This is a genomic window from Bacteroidota bacterium (genome assembly GCA_039714315.1).
Taxonomy (GTDB): domain Bacteria; phylum Bacteroidota; class Bacteroidia; order Flavobacteriales; family JADGDT01; genus JADGDT01.
The window spans coordinates 1-18210 of the sequence record JBDLJM010000003.1; the positions used below are offsets into that span (position 1 = coordinate 1).

An 18210-nucleotide genomic window follows, 5' to 3' on the forward strand; every position below is an offset into this window, starting at 1 on the left:
AACTACAATTGCAACTCCTCCAAGAATCATTATTCCTATGTACAAGTAATTATCAATTGGTGCAGCATCCCCACACTGCGGTGGTGGATTGGGTGTATCACAAGGTCGTAGACTTCCGCCACCATTACCATTTGTAACCACCTCTTTTGGTTGAGCCGTCAAAAACAACGGTAATATCAACATTATAAATATTACTTTCTTCATATTACAATTTCCAATTTCAACACATCATTCACTGTCAAACAGTCAGTAAACATTTCCAAATAAATGCCTTTTTGTCTCTTTCTCTAAGAAAAACTGATAAACTGTCACTATTATTCTATCAATTTTGTTTATGGTAAAGTAATTGTAATAGTGTAAGAAGATTATTGGCACAAACAACTCTTAAGATGAGTGTTTTAGATTTTTGAACGCCTTGAATAAGAATCAATAAACTATCTGTATGTATACATCATAGACAGAGGTTTACAAACAAAACAAATACAAAAATGAACTTTAACGAATATACAGTAAAATCGCAGGAGGCAGTACAGAAAGCACAGCAGATTGCACAGGGATACCAACATCCTCAAATAGAAATTGCGCATATTTTAAAAGGAATTTTAGAAGTAGATGAAAACGTGCTTCCGTTTCTATTGAAAAAATTAGATGTAAATACCGATATTTTCAAACAGACGGTTAACAGCGTATTAAACTCTTTTCCCAAAGTTTCGGGAGCAGAAATTAGATTATCGAACGAAGCCGGCAAAATGCTGACTGAGGCGATGAATATTGCTAAAAAAATGAAAGATGAATACGTTTCACTTGAGCATTTAATTCTGGCAATTTTCGATTCTAAAGATCAGGCAGGTCAGCTGTTAAAAGACAGTGGAATTACAAAAAAGGAGTTAAAAACCGCTATAGAGAACCTTCGTCAGGGAAATAGGGTTACTTCTCAATCGGCTGAAGAAACTTATCAGTCTCTCGACAAATTCGCTGTAAACTTAAACTCCCTTGCCCTCGAAGGCAAATTAGATCCTGTAATTGGACGTGATGATGAGATCAGAAGGGTTCTGCAGATATTATCGCGAAGAACAAAAAACAACCCGATCCTGATAGGTGAACCCGGTGTTGGTAAAACAGCAATTGCCGAAGGTATGGCTCACAGAATAATTAACGGTGATGTTCCTGACAACCTCAGAGATAAAATTTTATACTCATTAGATATGGGTGCGCTTCTGGCAGGAGCAAAATACAAAGGTGAGTTCGAAGAAAGACTAAAATCAGTTGTAAAAGAGGTTGTGTCATCAAACGGAAACATTGTTCTCTTTATCGACGAAATCCACACCTTAGTTGGTGCCGGTGGCGGACAGGGAGCAATGGATGCTGCAAATATACTGAAACCCGCATTGGCTCGTGGAGAGCTGAGAGCGGTTGGAGCTACAACTTTGGCAGAATACCAAAAACACTTCGAAAAAGACAAAGCTCTTGAACGAAGATTTCAAAAGGTTCTCATCGATGAGCCGGATACAGAATCTGCAATATCTATATTAAGGGGTATTAAAGAAAAGTACGAAACTCATCATAAGGTCAACATAAAAGATGAAGCCATAATTGCTTCTGTTGAGTTGTCGCAGCGTTATATTTCCGACAGATTTCTTCCGGACAAAGCTATTGATCTTATCGATGAGGCTTCTGCAAAATTAAGAATTGAAATAAATTCCAAGCCTGAAGAACTGGATATCCTTGACAGAAAAATAATGCAGCTTGAGATTGAAATTGAAGCTATAAAACGTGAAAAAGATGAGGTAAAACTTAAATACCTAAAAGAAGAACTTGCAAATCTCAACGAAAAAAGAAATGAGATTCAGGCTAAATGGCAAGGTGAAAAAGATATAGTTGAAGGAATTCAGGATGCAAAAGAAAATATAGAAAATTATAAGATTGAGGCTGACAAAGCAGAACGTACCGGAGATTTTGGACTTGTAGCTGAAATTAGATATGGAAAAATTAAGGACGAAGAAGAACGTTTAACTAAACTAAAAGGTGAATTAAGCGAAAAACAGTCAACGGAAACTTTGATTAAAGAAGAAGTTACATCTGAGGATATTGCTGAAGTTATTTCGAAGTGGACCGGAATTCCGGTAAAGAGAATGCTACAGGCCGAAAGAGAAAAACTGTTGAATCTGGAAAATGAGCTCCATAAAAGAGTAATTGGGCAGGAAGAAGCCATTGAAGCAGTATCGGATGCAGTACGCAGATCACGAGCAGGTTTGCAGGACGAGAACAGACCTATAGGTTCTTTCCTGTTCCTTGGAACAACCGGTGTGGGTAAAACAGAACTGGCGAAAGCTTTGGCTGAGTTTTTATTTGATGATGAATCGGCTATGACCCGAATCGACATGAGTGAATATCAGGAACGTCACGCAGTTAGCAGGCTGATAGGTGCTCCTCCGGGATATGTTGGCTATGATGAAGGCGGACAGCTTACCGAAGCCGTACGAAGAAAGCCTTATTCGGTGATTCTTCTTGATGAAATTGAAAAGGCTCACCCCGACACTTTCAATATTTTATTACAGGTGTTAGACGACGGACACCTTACCGATAACAAAGGAAGGGTTGCAAACTTTAAAAACACAATTATAATAATGACTTCGAACACTGGTTCACATATTATTCAGGATAAGTTCGAAAATCTAAATGAAAACAATAGAGATGAACTGATAGAAGAAGCTAAAAATGATGTTTTTGCACTGTTGAAAAAAACCATCAGACCGGAGTTTCTAAACAGGATTGACGAAACTATAATGTTCACTCCCCTAAACAGAGATGAGGTGAACAATATTGTTAAACTTCAGCTAAATATCCTGAAAAAGATGCTGGCTAAAAAGAATATCAATATTTCCTTTAGTAATGAAGCTGTTGACTTTTTGTCTGAAAAAGGTTTTGACCCTCAATTCGGAGCAAGACCAATAAAGAGAGTTATACAACGTGACCTTCTCAACATCTTGTCAAAAGAGATATTGAAGGGAAGCATAATACCCGAAAGTGATATTCTAATTGACTTTGAGAAAGACAAACTGATTTTTATTAATAAGTAATCATTATTTAATTCTAATATAGTTAGCGTTGAGCAATTAAATGTTCAACGCTTTTTTTATATTCTTAATAAAGTTAAACTCATAGTCACTATAATAGTTTTTCAACTAAATTTTATAACTTGTAGTAAATATACCCATATTTACTAAGATGAAATTAATTTACACTTTATTGCTATTAATAATAGCGGGAAAATCTACATGTCAAAGCAATTTCAGAATTGTTTTCTATAATGTAGAAAACCTTTTCGACACTTATGATAATCCAAAAACCAACGATGGTGAATTTACTGCGACCGGCAGCCGTCACTGGACAAACTATCGTTACTGGCAAAAAATAAAAAAAACATCTAAAACTCTAAAAATAATTGGAGAGTGGGAAGCACCCGCAATCATTGGATTAGCCGAAATAGAAAATGATACAGTACTCAAAAATTTGATATACTCCGATGCCCTAAGAAAATACAACTACAAGTATATCCACAGAGATTCTCCCGATCACAGAGGTATTGATGTTGCCTTTCTATACAGAAAGGATAAATTCTTTCCTATAAGTTATAAGTTCTACCCATTAATTGATGAAAATGGAGAAAAAATAAATAGCCGCGAAATTCTATTCGCCAAAGGCATTGTAAAAGGCGGTGATACATTAAATTTTTTTATACTACACTTTCCCTCGCGTTATGGCGGCTATAAAAAATCGGAGCCCAAACGAATAAATGCTGTGAAACAACTTATTTCTATTATCGATTCAATAAATAATACACGGATTAATCCTAAGATTATTGTTATGGGCGATTTTAACGATACTCCACTAAATTCAAGTATAAAAATGCTGGATAGATACAGATTCATCAATTTGTTAAATGCTGATCACGGAACACACAAACATCAGGGTAAATGGACTAGGCTCGACCACTTTTTTGTTTCAAACAGCTTATTGGATAAATCCAACAAAGTTTACCTTAAATACTCTACCCGTGTTTTCATGGCAAAATTCCTTCAAAAAAAAGACAACAAATACACTGGTTTCAAACCACACAGAACTTATACAGGCTACAAATACAACAATGGATTTTCAGACCATCTGCCAATATTTACCGATCTGGTATTTATAAAGTGAAGTTACCTATCCGCTACTATACTATTTTCACTGTATTCCCTAATGATTAAAATCGCGGAGAACATAGATATAAGAAGTTAATAATCCTTTAGTCATCTTATTTCACAATCTAAAACGATGGGACCGTTTTAATAATTAACGATTCTTCTTTTATCCCGGAAATTGCCATTATCTTATTTGTGATAATTTCTCCTGAATCTTCAGTTTTTATTATCAAATTTACTTTTGAAACACCTAATTTCTTCATTTTATCGATAGTTCCGGCATTAGATAAATCCTGAAATGATTCATCAAAAATAGAGTTGATATTTCTAAGTTGGGTGTAGGCTTTAAAAGACTCTTCGTCAATGAAGTATAAGTTACACTTTAACGAATTTGTTACTATATCGTATTCGTAAACTTTAGAATTAGCATCATTAAGCTCATTTACGCTTTTGCTTATTTCATTCACATTAAATTGTGCATAGGTAATGCTGCTAAAAAGCAAGAGCAGCACTAATACTATTAACTTCATATTCAATAACTTGTTGCCGGTGTGTGATTATTTTTGCAAATGTAATATTACATATATATATAACGATATAAATCCGAAATAATTTTAAGAAAAATAAAAAAAGAGACCCTTAGCAATAAGAGTCTCTCTATATATTCTGTTTTTGATGTGTAATTGGTATTAACGTCCCGATCTGTTAACCATGTCTTTTACAGCATTATTAAAATCATCCTCCTTGAGTAAGTCTTCTATATTCATGTGGAACCTGTACCTCCAATAATGAGGAATAATTGCCGGTTCATTTATTTGTTCGGCCTTGGCTTCTTTAAAACGCAATTTATCATCTATTCCGATAAAATCCTGGATTGGAAGAATCGACCACATAGCCGGACTGTAAAGATGTTGATTAACTACCTCTTTTACCAGCCACGAATCAGCGTAGTAAGGTGCTAATCCCTGATGTCCCAATATCTGATTAAAAAATCTTTGTGACCTGTCATAATCTTCTTCCCACCATCCGCGAATTGTAGACATATCATGACTGGACGATGTTACTACCGACAAATAAGGAGCATTGGCAGGATGGAAAAATTCAATACCTGTATCTTTTGGCATTCTTTGAACCTCTAAAGATAAAATTCCAAGCTTATCCATAACCCCCGGAACAACCGCCGGTACCATACCCAGGTCCTCCCCACATATCAACATATTGGTTGCGTTTTTAATTGATGGTAATTTTTCCATTGCACGCTCCTTCCAAAAATCCTCCTGACGGTTATAGAAATAATCATTGTAAATATTATTTACTATTTCCTTTGAATAATCATCCAGCTCTTTAAAAGAGTGTGTACTTTGAAGTGAATGTCTTGGGTGATATTCCATTCCATTTTCACCATCAATTTCAATAAACATAATATCGGCAATTAAATCGTATAATCCTTTCTTGATTATATCAATCTCAGCCCTCTCTTCGAGTGTTGTGCTTTCGTCAACCTTAAAATAACTTTCAACATGGCGCTGCGTGGCAAACTCATCTTTCAGCTCATACACACCATAACCTTTATCTACCAGAAAGTTGTTTTTTATATAATCTATTTTATCGCCAAAAATATCTATCAGAATATGTTCTCTGATATAAGGCTTACAATATCTGCCTGAATCAAAATTCAATCCTTTTGTTCCAAACTCTTCTTCCTTAATAGGCAGAGCAGGATTAAAATACCCTAATATTCCCTCCACGGCATGCATAGGAATTTGCCAAATACGGAAAAAACCTAAAATGTGATCTATGCGAAATGTATCAAAGTAGGCTGATAATTTCTGAAGACGTTTTGTCCACCATAAATAACCATCTTTGGCCATTTCATTCCAATTGTATGTTGGGAATCCCCAGTTTTGACCTTTTACCGCAAAATCATCCGGCGGAGCACCAGCCTGCATCTCCATATTATACAAATGAGGCTCTGTCCAAGCATCAACACTGTTCCTGTATATACCAATTGGGATATCTCCTTTTAAAATAATACCGTTTTTACGCGCATATTCACTTGCCTCCAAAAGTTGTAAATGCAAGTGATACTGAGTAAAATAGTGTAGTTCTACATCAACAAAATGCGCTGATTTCTCATCGTTTATCTCATCTAAAACCTCCTGACTAAATTCAGCATATTTTCCCCATTTTTTGAAATCAACTGTTTCGTATAAATCCCTCAGAAAGCTAAATGCAGCATAAGGCTTCAACCACTCTGCATTTTCACTTACGAAAGTCTTGAACTTCTTATCACTTTTAATTGCTTCTCTACTCTCTGTATATATTTGCTTAATATAACGGAGCTTAGTATTCATCACTTTTTCATAATCAATCGTACTTTTGGCATTCAGCTCATCCCGCAACTCAGTAATTATATTTTGAGTTAGCTTTGATGCTAACTTTCCGGCTTTTTCCAGATTTAAGTAAATAGGATGTAATGCAAATACAGAGATTGCAGCATAAGGATACGAATCAACCCAGCTATGTGATGCAATAGTGTCGTTTATCGGTAAAATCTGGATTAGCTTCATGTCTGTTTTTACAGCCCAGTCAACAAGTAATTTTATATCGCTGAACTCCCCTACTCCCAAAGATTTTTTACTCCTTAAAGAAAATACAGGAATAGCCACTCCGGCACCTTTCCACTGTTCAAATTCTCTGACAAAGTTCTCATCACTGACTATTAACTTTTCATCTTTGCTTTTAGGAGCGTGAGTAATCTTTCTGTTAGAACCATCCTCAAGTTCAATAACTTGTTTGCTACTTTCATCGTAAAGTCCGTATTTATATTCTACAGGAAAGAGAGATGATGATAAATCCAGTTGAACACTATAATCAAAGTCCGACTTCTTATCTAGTACAAGAGCCTTCGACCAGTCCCAATCACCAAGTTCTTTATTTCCTCCCAAAATACAAACCGATAAACCGGATATATCAAAAGGAATTCTAACATTGAAAATATGGCTTATATTTTTCTTGTAAACTGTTTTTTTCGACTTTACAGAATCCTGACTGAAAAATACATTAGAAAAAGGAGTTGTTGAAAAAGCATTTTGCGGATTATTAGTTGCTTTCCACTGATCTTGTAATATTAAAGATTTTCCCCAAGTAGGAGATACTTCAACTTTCCTCTTCTCTCCCCACTCTTTATCTACATTACCGGATTCGTCTTTAACAAAGTACGAATATTCAAACAGGAACTTCTTACTTGCTTTCATATTAACAATCAGCTCCCATTGTTCGCCATTGAAATATGACATTTCAACTGCTTTTGTAATATCTCCGTTACCTAATTCAGGAATGTTACCACTCACAAAAATCCTTTGTCCCCATTGAGTTTGATAACTTATTTTAAACGTAAGTTTCATTATTTATTAACTATTTATGTTGTTGTTATTGTTGTTCAATACATAAGTGTACTTACAACACTTAGTGTTGTTTCAAAAGTAATAATAAAAAGATACAATATATAAAAATCAAATCAAAAATACATTTTATGCTAATAACAGCCATTTTTATTAATAACTTTGCATAGTTTAAACTCTAAAATACTTATTAAAGTTTGTTCACATTTTTAGGTAATCTAAATAAATATTACTTATTTAGCATTATACTATTAAATCATTAAAATGAGCGAGAATAATCAATCCATTGTAAAACAAGTTTTCACTAAATTCCTTGAAAACAAAGGACATAGGAAAACGCCTGAACGTTTTGCCATTCTTCAGGAGATATACTCAAATGAAGGCCATTTTGATATAGAATCACTATATATTAAAATGAAAAATAAAAACTATAGGGTTAGCAGGGCTACATTGTATAATACAATCGACCTGTTACTGGAATGTAATTTGGTTAGAAAACATCAGTTCGGTCATAATCAATCATTTTATGAAAAATCTCACTTCGATAAACAGCATGATCACCTGATTATTACCGATACCGGTGAAGTTATTGAATTTTGTGATCCCAGAATAGAGGCTATTAAGCAAGGTATAGAAGAAAGTTTTGGAGTAAAAATACAAAGTCATTCTTTGTACTTTTATGGAGAAAAAAATAAGGATTAATTACATATCATTTATATAAAATAAAATGACGGTTGATTTATTGTTAGGCCTTCAATGGGGAGATGAAGGTAAGGGGAAAATTGTAGATGTTTTAACATCTCAATATGATATTATAGCTCGCTTTCAGGGTGGTCCAAACGCAGGTCATACTTTAGAGTTTGACGGACATAAGCACGTTCTGCACACAATTCCATCAGGTATATTTCACAAAGACTCTGAAAATATTATAGGAAACGGAGTGGTGATTGATCCTGTAATATTCAAAAGGGAAATTGATGAAATGTCGGGTTTTAATATCGACTTTCAAAAAAAACTTTTTATTTCCAGAAAAGCTCATTTAATATTACCAACTCACAGGTTGTTGGATGCTGCTTCAGAAACAGCAAAAGGAAAAGCTAAAATTGGTTCGACCCTAAAAGGTATTGGTCCAACTTATATGGATAAAACCGGGAGAAACGGTCTTAGGGTTGGAGACATAGAGTTGAGTGACTTCATGGACAGATATAACAACTTAAGGGCTAAGCATCTTGAAATGTTAGAAAATTACAATGTTGATATTCAATTCGATCTTAAAGAACTGGAGAAAGAATGGTTTGAATCTATTAAAGCATTGAAACTGTTGAAATTTATCGACAGTGAAAAATACTTCAGTGATGCACTAAAAAATAATCAGACAATCCTGGCAGAAGGAGCTCAGGGGTCATTATTGGATGTAGACTTCGGAACATATCCGTTTGTAACTTCATCAACAACAACTGCTGCGGGAGCATGTACCGGTTTAGGAATTTCTCCCCGCTCTATTGGTGATGTTATTGGAATTTTCAAAGCCTATGTTACTAGGGTTGGTAGTGGTCCTTTCCCAACTGAGTTATTCGATGAAGATGGAGTACAATTAGCAAAAGTTGGAAACGAATTTGGATCTACAACCGGTAGAGCCCGCCGTACAGGTTGGTTAGACCTGGTTGCCCTAAAGTATGCATGTGAAATTAATGGAGTTTCTAAACTTTACATGATGAAAGCCGACGTACTAAGTGGCTTCAAAACATTAAAAGTTTGTACACATTATGAATACAGAGGAGAAAAAATCGATTATTTCCCTTATAATGTAGAAGAAGAAAACATTAAGCCTATTTATACTGAAGTTCCGGGTTGGAAAAAAGATCTTACTAAGATTGAATCGGCAGAAGAGTTTCCGGAAAATCTAAATAAATATATAGATTTTATCGAAAAAGAAACCGGAATACCTGTTGCTGTTGTATCTGTTGGTCCTGATAGAACTCAAACAATCAACAGATAATCAGTTAAGTAAAAACAACATATAGATAATAATTTAGAGGGGCCTTTATGCCCCTCTTTTTTGTTCAAAAAATCACTAATATTGTTTAAATTTGAGCAATTAATGAATTTGCGCTAAATATGCATCGAAAGACTGATAAGTTTTGTCTTTTAATGTCTTCTTTTTAATTTATCAGGTATTAATAACACAACATATTATTTTGAGATTTATACTTACCATTATTAGCTTTCTGTTTATCACAACTTCTTTTGCTCAGGAGAAAGTTCAAAAAATCAAATATAAACACGCAGATGAGCACAGGTTTGACAGAAAAGTTGACCCCGACGCCCAAATGATGATAGGACACGTATCTTTTGAACATGATGGAACAATTTTATCATGTGACAGCGCTGTTTTCTATCAGGGAAAAAATATTATGAGAGCCTTTGGTAGTGTAATTGTCAATCAGGCAGACACCTTAAAAATGTACTCCGATTATTTGGATTACCACGGCGATTCAAAGCTGGCTTTAGCCAATGGAAACGTAAGACTAATTGAGCCCAGTATGACTTTAAAGAGTGATACTGTCAGGTTCGATAGAAATCAGCAGATTGCTTACTATCCTTCCTATGGTGAGATCAAAGATAGCGCCAATACCCTTACCTCTTTAAAAGGAACCTACCATACGACAGATAAAAAATTAGTTTTCACCACCGATGTTACTATAACAAATGATAAATATGTGATGAAATCAAATCATCTCACATATTATACCAACTACAAAACTGTATATTTTTACGGTCCGTCCACTATTACAAGTACCGACAATTTTATCTATTGTGAAAACGGATTTTACGATACGAGGAATGAAGAATCCTATTTCAAAAAGAATTCATACATCAGCTATGGAAATCAAACCCTGGAAGGAGATTCTATTTACTATGACCGAAGAAAAGGTTTTGGTTCGGCAAACAAAAATATTGTAGTAAACGACACTACAAAAAATCTCATAATCAAAGGAGAATATGCCGAATATTTCGAAAATAATGATTCCACATTTGTTACAGACAGGGCTGTTGCAATTAATATAATGGAAAACGATTCTCTTTTTATCCACGGAGATACATTAATGATGACCATGTTGCCAAAATCCAAAAACAGATTAATGCGGGTTTTTCACAAGGTGAAAATGTATAAAAACGACATGCAGGGAAAATGTGACTCTCTTATATATAATGAAGAAATTGGAGAGATAAAAATGTTATACGACCCTATAGTATGGTCAGGAAAAAATCAGATGACTTCAGATACAATTATAGTAACAAATAATAGTGAAACCGAAAAATTAGATTCTTTGAAATTGATCAATAACGGCTTTATTATTTCTAATGATACTATAGATAATTTTAACCAAATAAAGGGTAAAAATATCTATGGAAAATTCAAAAACAATGAATTAGACATAATTAATGTAGTAGGAAACAGTGAAACTATTTACTTTGCCAGGAACGAACAAAAAGAACTGATTGGCATCAACAAAGCCGTTAGCAGCTACATGCTAATCAGACTTAAAGAAAACGAAATAAACGAAATATCTTTTATAACAGATCCTGAAGCAGAACTTTCCCCAAACTCCGTAATACCTGAAAATGCACGAAAACTAAAAGGTTTTTCATGGAGAAATGAGGAAAGAATAAACAGTAAGGAAGATATTTTTGTTGATAGTCCTCTGCAAATAAACAGTGATCAGGAAGCACCAAAACCTGAAAACATTTCAAAACCCGACATAAATATTGACAATATCCAATAGTTTTTCAAAAAAATGGTGTAAATATGTAAAAAGATATTACATTTATTAACGATTACAATCCAAAACATCCTAATAACTAAAATTTACTATAATGAAAACCAAGCTTTTACTATTCTTAATAGTAATCTGTTCAGGTTATATTAAGGCCCAGCAATTAGATAACAGTTCAAACGTTAACAGTGAAATAATTGATATTGAAAACCCTGACATCGAAAAGCTAAACAGGAACATTTTTCAATACCTGAACCAATCCAGAAAAGCTACTAATAATTCTATTTTCATCTATAGTAACGAACTTGCCGCATCTGCACTATATCATTCCAACAATATGCATAACGACCACTTTTTCGGACATAACAACGGTAATGATGTAGGTCTGGAAACGCCGCTTAAACGTATATTAAAATTCGAAGGGAACTATCCCTATATCGCTGAGAACATTTCAAACATCACTGTTTTAAACTCAAAAAATGAAAAGAATATCGAAATAAAAACAGATGGCGATAATATAATATATTACAATAGTAATGGAGAAGAAATAACTTTTCACAGTTATGACAGCCTTGCTAAAAAAATTGTAAATGAGTGGATGAATTCCGAAAAACACAGAAAAAACATCCTCAACCCCGATTTAAAAGAAACCGGAATTGGAGTTGTTATATATAGCAAAGGTGAGGGTATCTACAAACAATACTATGCGCTAATAACCCAGGATTTAGGAGGTTATTAGAACCTTAACTATATCGTAAAAACTAAGCAGAAACATCCGTTTTTTCCTGAAGCTCTGAGCATTTTGCTCTGCAGGCATCTAATTCCTGATGCATAGATTTAAGCTTAAACTGTAAACTTTCAACAGCTTCGTCTGCTACACATTTCTTGGCACTACGCCCAAGCCAACCGACAACAAACCCTACTGCTAACGATAATATACTCCATCCTATGATTCCCATAACTAAATCTAATTGGTTAATAAAACAGTTATGTTAAATTAACTAATTATTATTAGTTGATTTATAATATTGAACACTTATCTAATACAAGTTACTCAATAAAAATCTTGATCTAGTTTGAGTAAATATAACATCTTAGCAGTGAGAGACAATCAAAAGATAAGACCTAATTAGACCTGCTACCTAAGTGATTCCAAAAAGTTCACAAGAACCTTCCTCAATCTAAAAAGTTCCTTTTGCTTTTTAGATGATTTTTTCATCCTCATTCCTCTTTTCATCTTTATGTAAAGCCTCCAGTAATCATAACTGAAAACCCCTAAAAATCCAATTATTACCAGTAAGATCAATGCAACATAAACAGATAAAATACTTTTTAACACAAAAAAGTATATCAGATAAAATACGGGGAAACTAACCAAAGCTCCCAAAGTAAAGTACATAGTTCCATGAAATTGAATATCCTCAATATTTCTGGTACTCATATATACTAATTTATACGGCAAATAGTTAAATAAAGCCCCTATTATATACAATGGAAATGTCAATATTAAAAGTAATATTATACCTATACAGGATCTTTTATTCTGAACCCTTTGAACACTGTAATCATCAGTTCTTACCTCCTTTAACAGTTTTCTGTATTCATTGGTTTTTCTGATAATCTTTGAGAATATATCTTCATCCAGATATTGAAACCTCGTAATATTTTCAACAAGTTTTTGATCGTGTTTTATTCTGTCTTCAAACGATAAGTCTTCTGTACTATTCTCTATGTTGAAATTTATTTCCGTTAAAAAGTCTACCGCTTCATATTCATTACCTTTAAACTGAATATTAACTATCAAAGGTATTATAGAGTCCCTTATTGCTCCATTGAGTTTATTAACCCCATTAGGAATATTTTCTTTATAATCCTCAATATAATCCTTAACAGAAATTGCTTTTCCGTAATTAACATGAACTTTTGATCTGAACCAGTAATAATGTTCATATTCAATTCCTACAGGAACAATCTTTACATTTAATTCCTCATTATAGTTTAATTCGGTTTGGAAAGCTACCCGGGAAATTCCTTTTTTCAAAGACCGTAACTTCCTGTAACCGGCATGATTAGCTTCAGGGAAAATTCCTAATCCGCTTCCACTGGCAATTACACTCATTGTTTTATCAAAAATTGCCTGATTTCTATGAAGATTTTCATACCCATCTCTTATTCTGAAAACCGGGAGCATCTTTATAAAATATAGAAACTTCGCGATAATTTTATTTTTAAAAATATCGGAACGTGCAAAAAAGATAATCTGACTTTTACGGGTAAATAAAAGTACTAAGGGATCTATAAGTGCATTCTGATGATTGGGGGCATATATTATTGGTTCACCTTCTTCCACCCCGCTCTTATCTTCAACACTAATTTTGTAAAACATATGAAAAGCCCTTGAAAGATAAGCTTTCAATACTCCATATAAATATGATTTCCTTTCAATAGTATTAAATCCCATAAAACAGAGTTAAGTTTTTATTCTCCTCCAAACAGATGCCACAGTTAAACCGGAAATAATATGCCAGATACCCCATCCTCCGGCTATAAATGCCATACCTCCAATACCGTCGAAAAGCTTTGGATTAAAGATCAAAACTAAAGCCAATCCCGAGTTTTGTATTCCTGTTTCGATAGATAGAGTTCGACGGTCGATTTTTGGTAATTTAAAAATCCTCGCCAAAGAATACCCTGTAAGTAAAGCAAGTAGGTTATGAATGAAAACCATCAGGACAATAAGGTGTAAATACCTAACCATGAATTCAAAATTTAAACTCATAGCACCTACAACTAAGCCAAGGAAAAAGATAATAGAAAATATCCTCAATGGTTTTTCGATCTTTACTGATAAATCTTCAAAGAAATGTCTAAACACCAAACCTAAAACTACGGGGATTCCCAATAAGATTAAAACTGTTTTTACCATTTGATATGGATCTATCTGAATTGGTACAACAAAATCGGAAGTACCGGAATATAAATTACCCCAAAAAGAAAAATTTAACGGCGTCATAAATATAGCTGCAAGAGTTGCAAATGCAGTTAAACTAATAGATAAAGCCGAATTACCTTTTGCAAATGATGTCATAAAATTGGAGATATTACCTCCGGGTGATGCCGCGACCAGAATCATACCAAAAGCAACTGAAGCTGTCGGTTTCATAATCAGTATTAGTAGAAATGTCAGAGCCGGTAAAGCAATAAACTGCGAAAAAACCCCAATTATCATTGACTTAGGATGCTTTAATACCTCTGTAAAATGTTCAAGCCTTATTCCTAAAGCCACTCCAAACATTATGATTGCCAATGAAAAATTTATAACAATCATCCCGCCACTATTAAAGTTAAGACGAATCTTATCAAGAATGCTTAAGTCCTGAAATGCATGAAGATCAATTGACTCGATAACTCCATTTTGGACAATAATTTTTTGATGATTTTTATAATAGATAATCTCAATCTTTTCTTCTTTCTTAGGCAAACCAACAATCTCTTCAACCTCTTCGTTCGACATCCCTATCCTTATGTCATTAAATGACTTTGCTATTACAGTGTCGCCATTTGTATGCACAGAGATTTCCTCATAATTATCTACATGCCCGGGAGCTATAAAATAATCATTGACCTTGCCTTTATGAATAAAAATAGTATTATTTCCTTCGTAAATCCAACGTTCAATATTTTGAAGTTCTATTGGTTCACCTACCTTTGAAACTAACATTTCTTTAGTATCACCAACCTTGATGAGTTCTAATTCTTCTTTATTAAATTCCTTGTTACAGGAAGAAAAATAAAGTAATATAACTAAAGGTGTAATTATTTTTAATAAACGCATATTTATTTATATAAGAATGTATGCAAAATAGATAATCCCAAGTAAACATCAAAATGACATCTGATATACTTTGAATATATTTTATACTAATATAGATTATTATGAAAAAAAATCCTCAAGCATTGACCTGAGGATTTAATATATAAAATTAGATTCTACAAATGTATTACCTCATCATAAGCATCGGCAGTTGCTTCCATAACAGCCTCACTCATTGTGGGATGCGGGTGAATCGCTTTAAGAATTTCATGTCCCGTAGTTTCTAATTTTCTGGCAACTACGGCCTCAGAAATCATTTCAGTAACATTATCTCCAACCATATGACACCCTAACATTTCTCCATAAACGGCATCGTAAATCACTTTTACAAAGCCATCTTTAGCTCCTGCAGCAGATGCTTTTCCGGAAGCCGTAAACGGAAACTTACCAACTTTTATCTCATGTCCGGCTTCAACAGCAGCTTTCTCAGTCATACCAACTGAAGCAACCTGAGGGTAACAATAGGTACATCCCGGAATGTTTCCATAATCTATAGCTTCAGGGTTCATTCCCTTTATATTTTCAACAGCAGTAATTCCTTCTGCCGAAGCAACGTGAGCTAAAGCAGGACCGGCAACAATATCTCCAATTGCAAGGTACCCGGGAATATTTGTATTATAATATTTATCAACAACAATTTTATCGCTATCTACAACTATCCCAACATCTTCCAATCCAAGATTTTCGATATTCGACTTAATACCTACGGCAGAAAGAACAGCATCAGCTTCGATTACCTTATCTCCTTTTTTGGTATTTACATGAACTTTTACACCTTCGCCACTGGTATCTACCGAGGTAACCTCAGCGTTAGTCATTACTTTAATTTTCGACTTTTTGAAAGAACGCTCCAATGCTTTCGAAACATCTGCATCTTCAACAGGAACAAGATTTGGTAAATATTCCACAATAGTAACCTCGGTTCCGAGTGTGTGATAAAAGTAAGCAAATTCAACTCCGATTGCACCTGACCCAACTACCACAAGCTTTTTAGGCTGTTGTTCGAGAGTCATAGCTTTTCTATAACCGAAAATTTTCTCTCCATCCTGTGGAAGACTTGGCAATTCGCGTGAACGCGCTCCGGTTGCGATAATAATATTTTGAGCAGAGTACTCTGTTACGGTACCCTCTGCATCAGTCACATCTATTTTCTTACCCGGCTTAAGTTTAGCAGTTCCGGCAATTACATCGATTTTATTTTTCTTCATCAAAAAATCAATGCCCTTGCTCATACCGTCAGCTACACCACGACTACGTGAAATAATAGCTGAAAAATCCTTATCAACATTATCGGCTTTTAATCCGTATTGATCAGCGTGTTTCATATAATCAAAAACCTGAGCACTTTTTAATAATGCTTTTGTTGGTATACATCCCCAATTTAAACAAATACCTCCAAGCTTTTCTCTTTCAACTATTGCGGTTTTAAACCCCAGTTGAGATGCTCGTATCGCAGTTACATAACCACCGGGGCCACTCCCTACTACAATTATATCGTATGTCATTGTCAAAGTTTTTTAATTCAAAAAATTCTGATAAAAATAATATATTTTAATTCCCAAAACAAAATGCTCTTTATTACCAAACGCGAATTTAAGAAAATTTAGATTATAGTAGATAGTGACTATATTATATTATTATATGGTATTATAATTAATATCTACTTTAACTCAACCTAACATTAATCATCAAAATATTTTCTGAACTACGAAACATAAATATTACATTTGATAAAATTTTTATAATTATGTTAAAAGCAGGAGTTTTAGGCGCCGGACATTTAGGAAAAATACATCTGCGTCTGCTAAACCAATCTGAAAAATATGAACTAGCAGGATTTTACGATCCTGACAGAAAAAATGGAGAAGCGGTAGAGAAGGAATTTGGTTTTAAATTTTTTGATACAATTGAAGGGTTAATAAAAGCCGTAGATGTTGTTGATATTGTTACTCCTACCCTTTCGCATTTCGAAGTTGCAAAAAAATCAATCGAAGCAGGTAAACATGTATTCATCGAAAAGCCAATCACAAATACAGTTGAAGAAGCTGAAGAATTGCTTTCTATGCTCGATAAAAAAGGATTGAAAGGACAGGTTGGACACGTTGAAAGGTTTAATCCTGCATTTATTTCGGTTAAAGATCAGATAAAGGATCCTATGTTTATTGAGGCTCATCGCCTGGCAGAATTCAATCCAAGAGGAACAGATGTTCCTGTAGTTTTAGATTTGATGATTCACGATTTGGATGTAATACTTAGCGTAGTAAATTCTGAAGTAAAGAATATTCATTCAAGTGGTGTATCGGTAATTTCAGAAACACCTGATATTGCCAATGCCCGTATTGAATTTGAAAACGGATGTGTTGCAAACCTTACGGCCTCAAGAATTTCAATGAAAAACATGCGTAAAACACGTTTATTCCAGCGTGACGCCTACGTTTCTATTGATTTCCTTGAAAAGAAAAGTGAAATAGTAAGAATGAAAGATGCACCTGTAAATCCGGGAGAATTTGATATGATTCTGGAGAATGCCGAAGGTGTTAAAAAGCAAATATATTTCGACCAACCAACCGTTGAAGGAAATAATGCAATTCTGGATGAATTGGAAACTTTTGCCGATGCAATTAAATACGATTTAAAACCATTAGTAACTCTTGAAGATGGTGCAAAAGCACTGAAAGTTGCCAAACAGATTATTGCAGGCTTTTAATTTTTTTGTTATTGGTTTCAAGTTGCGGTTTATATTTACCAGTAACAAGTAACTTGAAACCAGTAACCACTCTTTCTACAAGTTCAAAAACCGGAAACAAGTAAGCTACAACCAATATCAACTAAACCTGTGTAGCTATCTCCGATATAGCAAAAAAGATATTGGTTTCAATTTTAAAAGTTCTACATCCGTTTTTTGCTTCATCACTAATAAAAAAACACACTCTACCCCATACTCAAAATCGCTCTGTTTTTCTAAACTA

14 protein-coding genes are annotated in these 18210 nt (G+C 34.1%); 7 read left to right on the forward strand and 7 right to left on the reverse strand.

The window, feature by feature from the left end; translation table 11 throughout:
- A partial coding sequence (locus tag ABFR62_00720; protein MEN8136940.1) for a hypothetical protein occupies positions 1-204 on the reverse strand: 204 nt, incomplete at its 3' end.
- Between the two features lie 284 nt (positions 205-488).
- Between ABFR62_00720 and clpB the strand changes: the two genes are divergently transcribed.
- Together clpB and ABFR62_00730 are read left to right on the forward strand one after the other, a co-directional pair.
- Positions 489-3080 (forward strand): ATP-dependent chaperone ClpB, encoded by a 2592-nt coding sequence (clpB, locus tag ABFR62_00725; protein ID MEN8136941.1) that lies wholly within the window; start codon positions 489-491, stop codon positions 3078-3080.
- Between the two features lie 148 nt (positions 3081-3228).
- On the forward strand, positions 3229-4200 hold the full coding sequence (locus tag ABFR62_00730; GenBank protein ID MEN8136942.1) for an endonuclease/exonuclease/phosphatase family protein: 972 nt from the start codon (positions 3229-3231) through the stop codon (positions 4198-4200).
- 109 nt (positions 4201-4309) lie between these two features.
- Here the strand turns inward: ABFR62_00730 and ABFR62_00735 are convergent, their stop codons facing one another.
- Together ABFR62_00735 and ABFR62_00740 are read right to left on the reverse strand one after the other, a co-directional pair.
- Positions 4310-4714, reverse strand: coding sequence for a hypothetical protein (locus ABFR62_00735; GenBank protein ID MEN8136943.1), 405 nt, complete (start codon positions 4712-4714; stop codon positions 4310-4312).
- A gap of 159 nt (positions 4715-4873) precedes the next feature.
- Positions 4874-7591, reverse strand: a complete 2718-nt coding sequence (locus ABFR62_00740) for a 4-alpha-glucanotransferase (protein ID MEN8136944.1) — start codon at positions 7589-7591, stop codon at positions 4874-4876.
- 261 nt (positions 7592-7852) lie between these two features.
- Here ABFR62_00740 and ABFR62_00745 point away from each other — a divergent pair, with 261 nt between their 5' ends.
- The 4 genes from ABFR62_00745 (at position 7853) to ABFR62_00760 (ending at position 12106) form a co-directional block, all read left to right on the forward strand.
- Complete coding sequence (locus ABFR62_00745; GenBank protein ID MEN8136945.1) at positions 7853-8290, forward strand: transcriptional repressor; 438 nt, start codon at positions 7853-7855, stop codon at positions 8288-8290.
- Positions 8291-8315: 25 nt separating this feature from the next.
- The gene (locus ABFR62_00750; GenBank protein ID MEN8136946.1) at positions 8316-9587 is read left to right on the forward strand and encodes an adenylosuccinate synthase; all 1272 of its coding nucleotides are present in this window, start codon (positions 8316-8318) and stop codon (positions 9585-9587) included.
- A 199-nt stretch (positions 9588-9786) separates the two neighbouring features.
- On the forward strand, positions 9787-11376 hold the full coding sequence (locus tag ABFR62_00755) for an OstA-like protein (protein ID MEN8136947.1): 1590 nt from the start codon (positions 9787-9789) through the stop codon (positions 11374-11376).
- Positions 11377-11467: 91 nt separating this feature from the next.
- Positions 11468-12106 carry a CAP domain-containing protein gene (locus ABFR62_00760; protein ID MEN8136948.1) on the forward strand — a complete coding sequence of 213 codons (639 nt, stop codon included), beginning with the start codon at positions 11468-11470 and terminating at the stop codon, positions 12104-12106.
- Between the two features lie 22 nt (positions 12107-12128).
- Here ABFR62_00760 and ABFR62_00765 read toward each other — a convergent pair whose 3' ends face one another.
- The 4 genes from ABFR62_00765 to lpdA all read right to left on the reverse strand — a co-directional run bounded on the left by ABFR62_00765 (position 12129) and on the right by lpdA (position 16746).
- Positions 12129-12326, reverse strand: a complete 198-nt coding sequence (locus tag ABFR62_00765) for a hypothetical protein (GenBank protein ID MEN8136949.1) — start codon at positions 12324-12326, stop codon at positions 12129-12131.
- Positions 12327-12505: 179 nt separating this feature from the next.
- Positions 12506-13828 (reverse strand): 1-acyl-sn-glycerol-3-phosphate acyltransferase, encoded by a 1323-nt coding sequence (locus tag ABFR62_00770; protein MEN8136950.1) that lies wholly within the window; start codon positions 13826-13828, stop codon positions 12506-12508.
- A 9-nt stretch (positions 13829-13837) separates the two neighbouring features.
- On the reverse strand, positions 13838-15202 hold the full coding sequence (locus tag ABFR62_00775; GenBank protein ID MEN8136951.1) for a bile acid:sodium symporter family protein: 1365 nt from the start codon (positions 15200-15202) through the stop codon (positions 13838-13840).
- 155 nt (positions 15203-15357) lie between these two features.
- Positions 15358-16746, reverse strand: a complete 1389-nt coding sequence (lpdA, locus tag ABFR62_00780) for a dihydrolipoyl dehydrogenase (GenBank protein MEN8136952.1) — start codon at positions 16744-16746, stop codon at positions 15358-15360.
- Between the two features lie 242 nt (positions 16747-16988).
- Between lpdA and ABFR62_00785 the strand changes: the two genes are divergently transcribed.
- Positions 16989-17948, forward strand: a complete 960-nt coding sequence (locus tag ABFR62_00785; GenBank protein MEN8136953.1) for a Gfo/Idh/MocA family oxidoreductase — start codon at positions 16989-16991, stop codon at positions 17946-17948.
- The last annotated feature ends 262 nt before the right edge of the window (positions 17949-18210 follow it).

Bases quoted from the DNA above. Each gene is read 5' to 3' on its own strand.
- ABFR62_00730 (MEN8136942.1), top strand. From the start codon at position 3,229: ATGAAATTAATTTACACTTTATTGCTATTAATAATAGCGGGAAAATCT.
- clpB (MEN8136941.1), top strand. From the start codon at position 489: ATGAACTTTAACGAATATACAGTAAAATCGCAGGAGGCAGTACAGAAA.
- ABFR62_00765 (MEN8136949.1), bottom strand. From the start codon at position 12,326: ATGGGAATCATAGGATGGAGTATATTATCGTTAGCAGTAGGGTTTGTT.
- ABFR62_00760 (MEN8136948.1), top strand. From the start codon at position 11,468: ATGAAAACCAAGCTTTTACTATTCTTAATAGTAATCTGTTCAGGTTAT.
- ABFR62_00745 (MEN8136945.1), top strand. From the start codon at position 7,853: ATGAGCGAGAATAATCAATCCATTGTAAAACAAGTTTTCACTAAATTC.
- ABFR62_00735 (MEN8136943.1), bottom strand. From the start codon at position 4,714: ATGAAGTTAATAGTATTAGTGCTGCTCTTGCTTTTTAGCAGCATTACC.
- ABFR62_00750 (MEN8136946.1), top strand. From the start codon at position 8,316: ATGACGGTTGATTTATTGTTAGGCCTTCAATGGGGAGATGAAGGTAAG.
- ABFR62_00775 (MEN8136951.1), bottom strand. From the start codon at position 15,202: ATGCGTTTATTAAAAATAATTACACCTTTAGTTATATTACTTTATTTT.
- ABFR62_00770 (MEN8136950.1), bottom strand. From the start codon at position 13,828: ATGGGATTTAATACTATTGAAAGGAAATCATATTTATATGGAGTATTG.
- ABFR62_00740 (MEN8136944.1), bottom strand. From the start codon at position 7,591: ATGAAACTTACGTTTAAAATAAGTTATCAAACTCAATGGGGACAAAGG.
- lpdA (MEN8136952.1), bottom strand. From the start codon at position 16,746: ATGACATACGATATAATTGTAGTAGGGAGTGGCCCCGGTGGTTATGTA.
- ABFR62_00785 (MEN8136953.1), top strand. From the start codon at position 16,989: ATGTTAAAAGCAGGAGTTTTAGGCGCCGGACATTTAGGAAAAATACAT.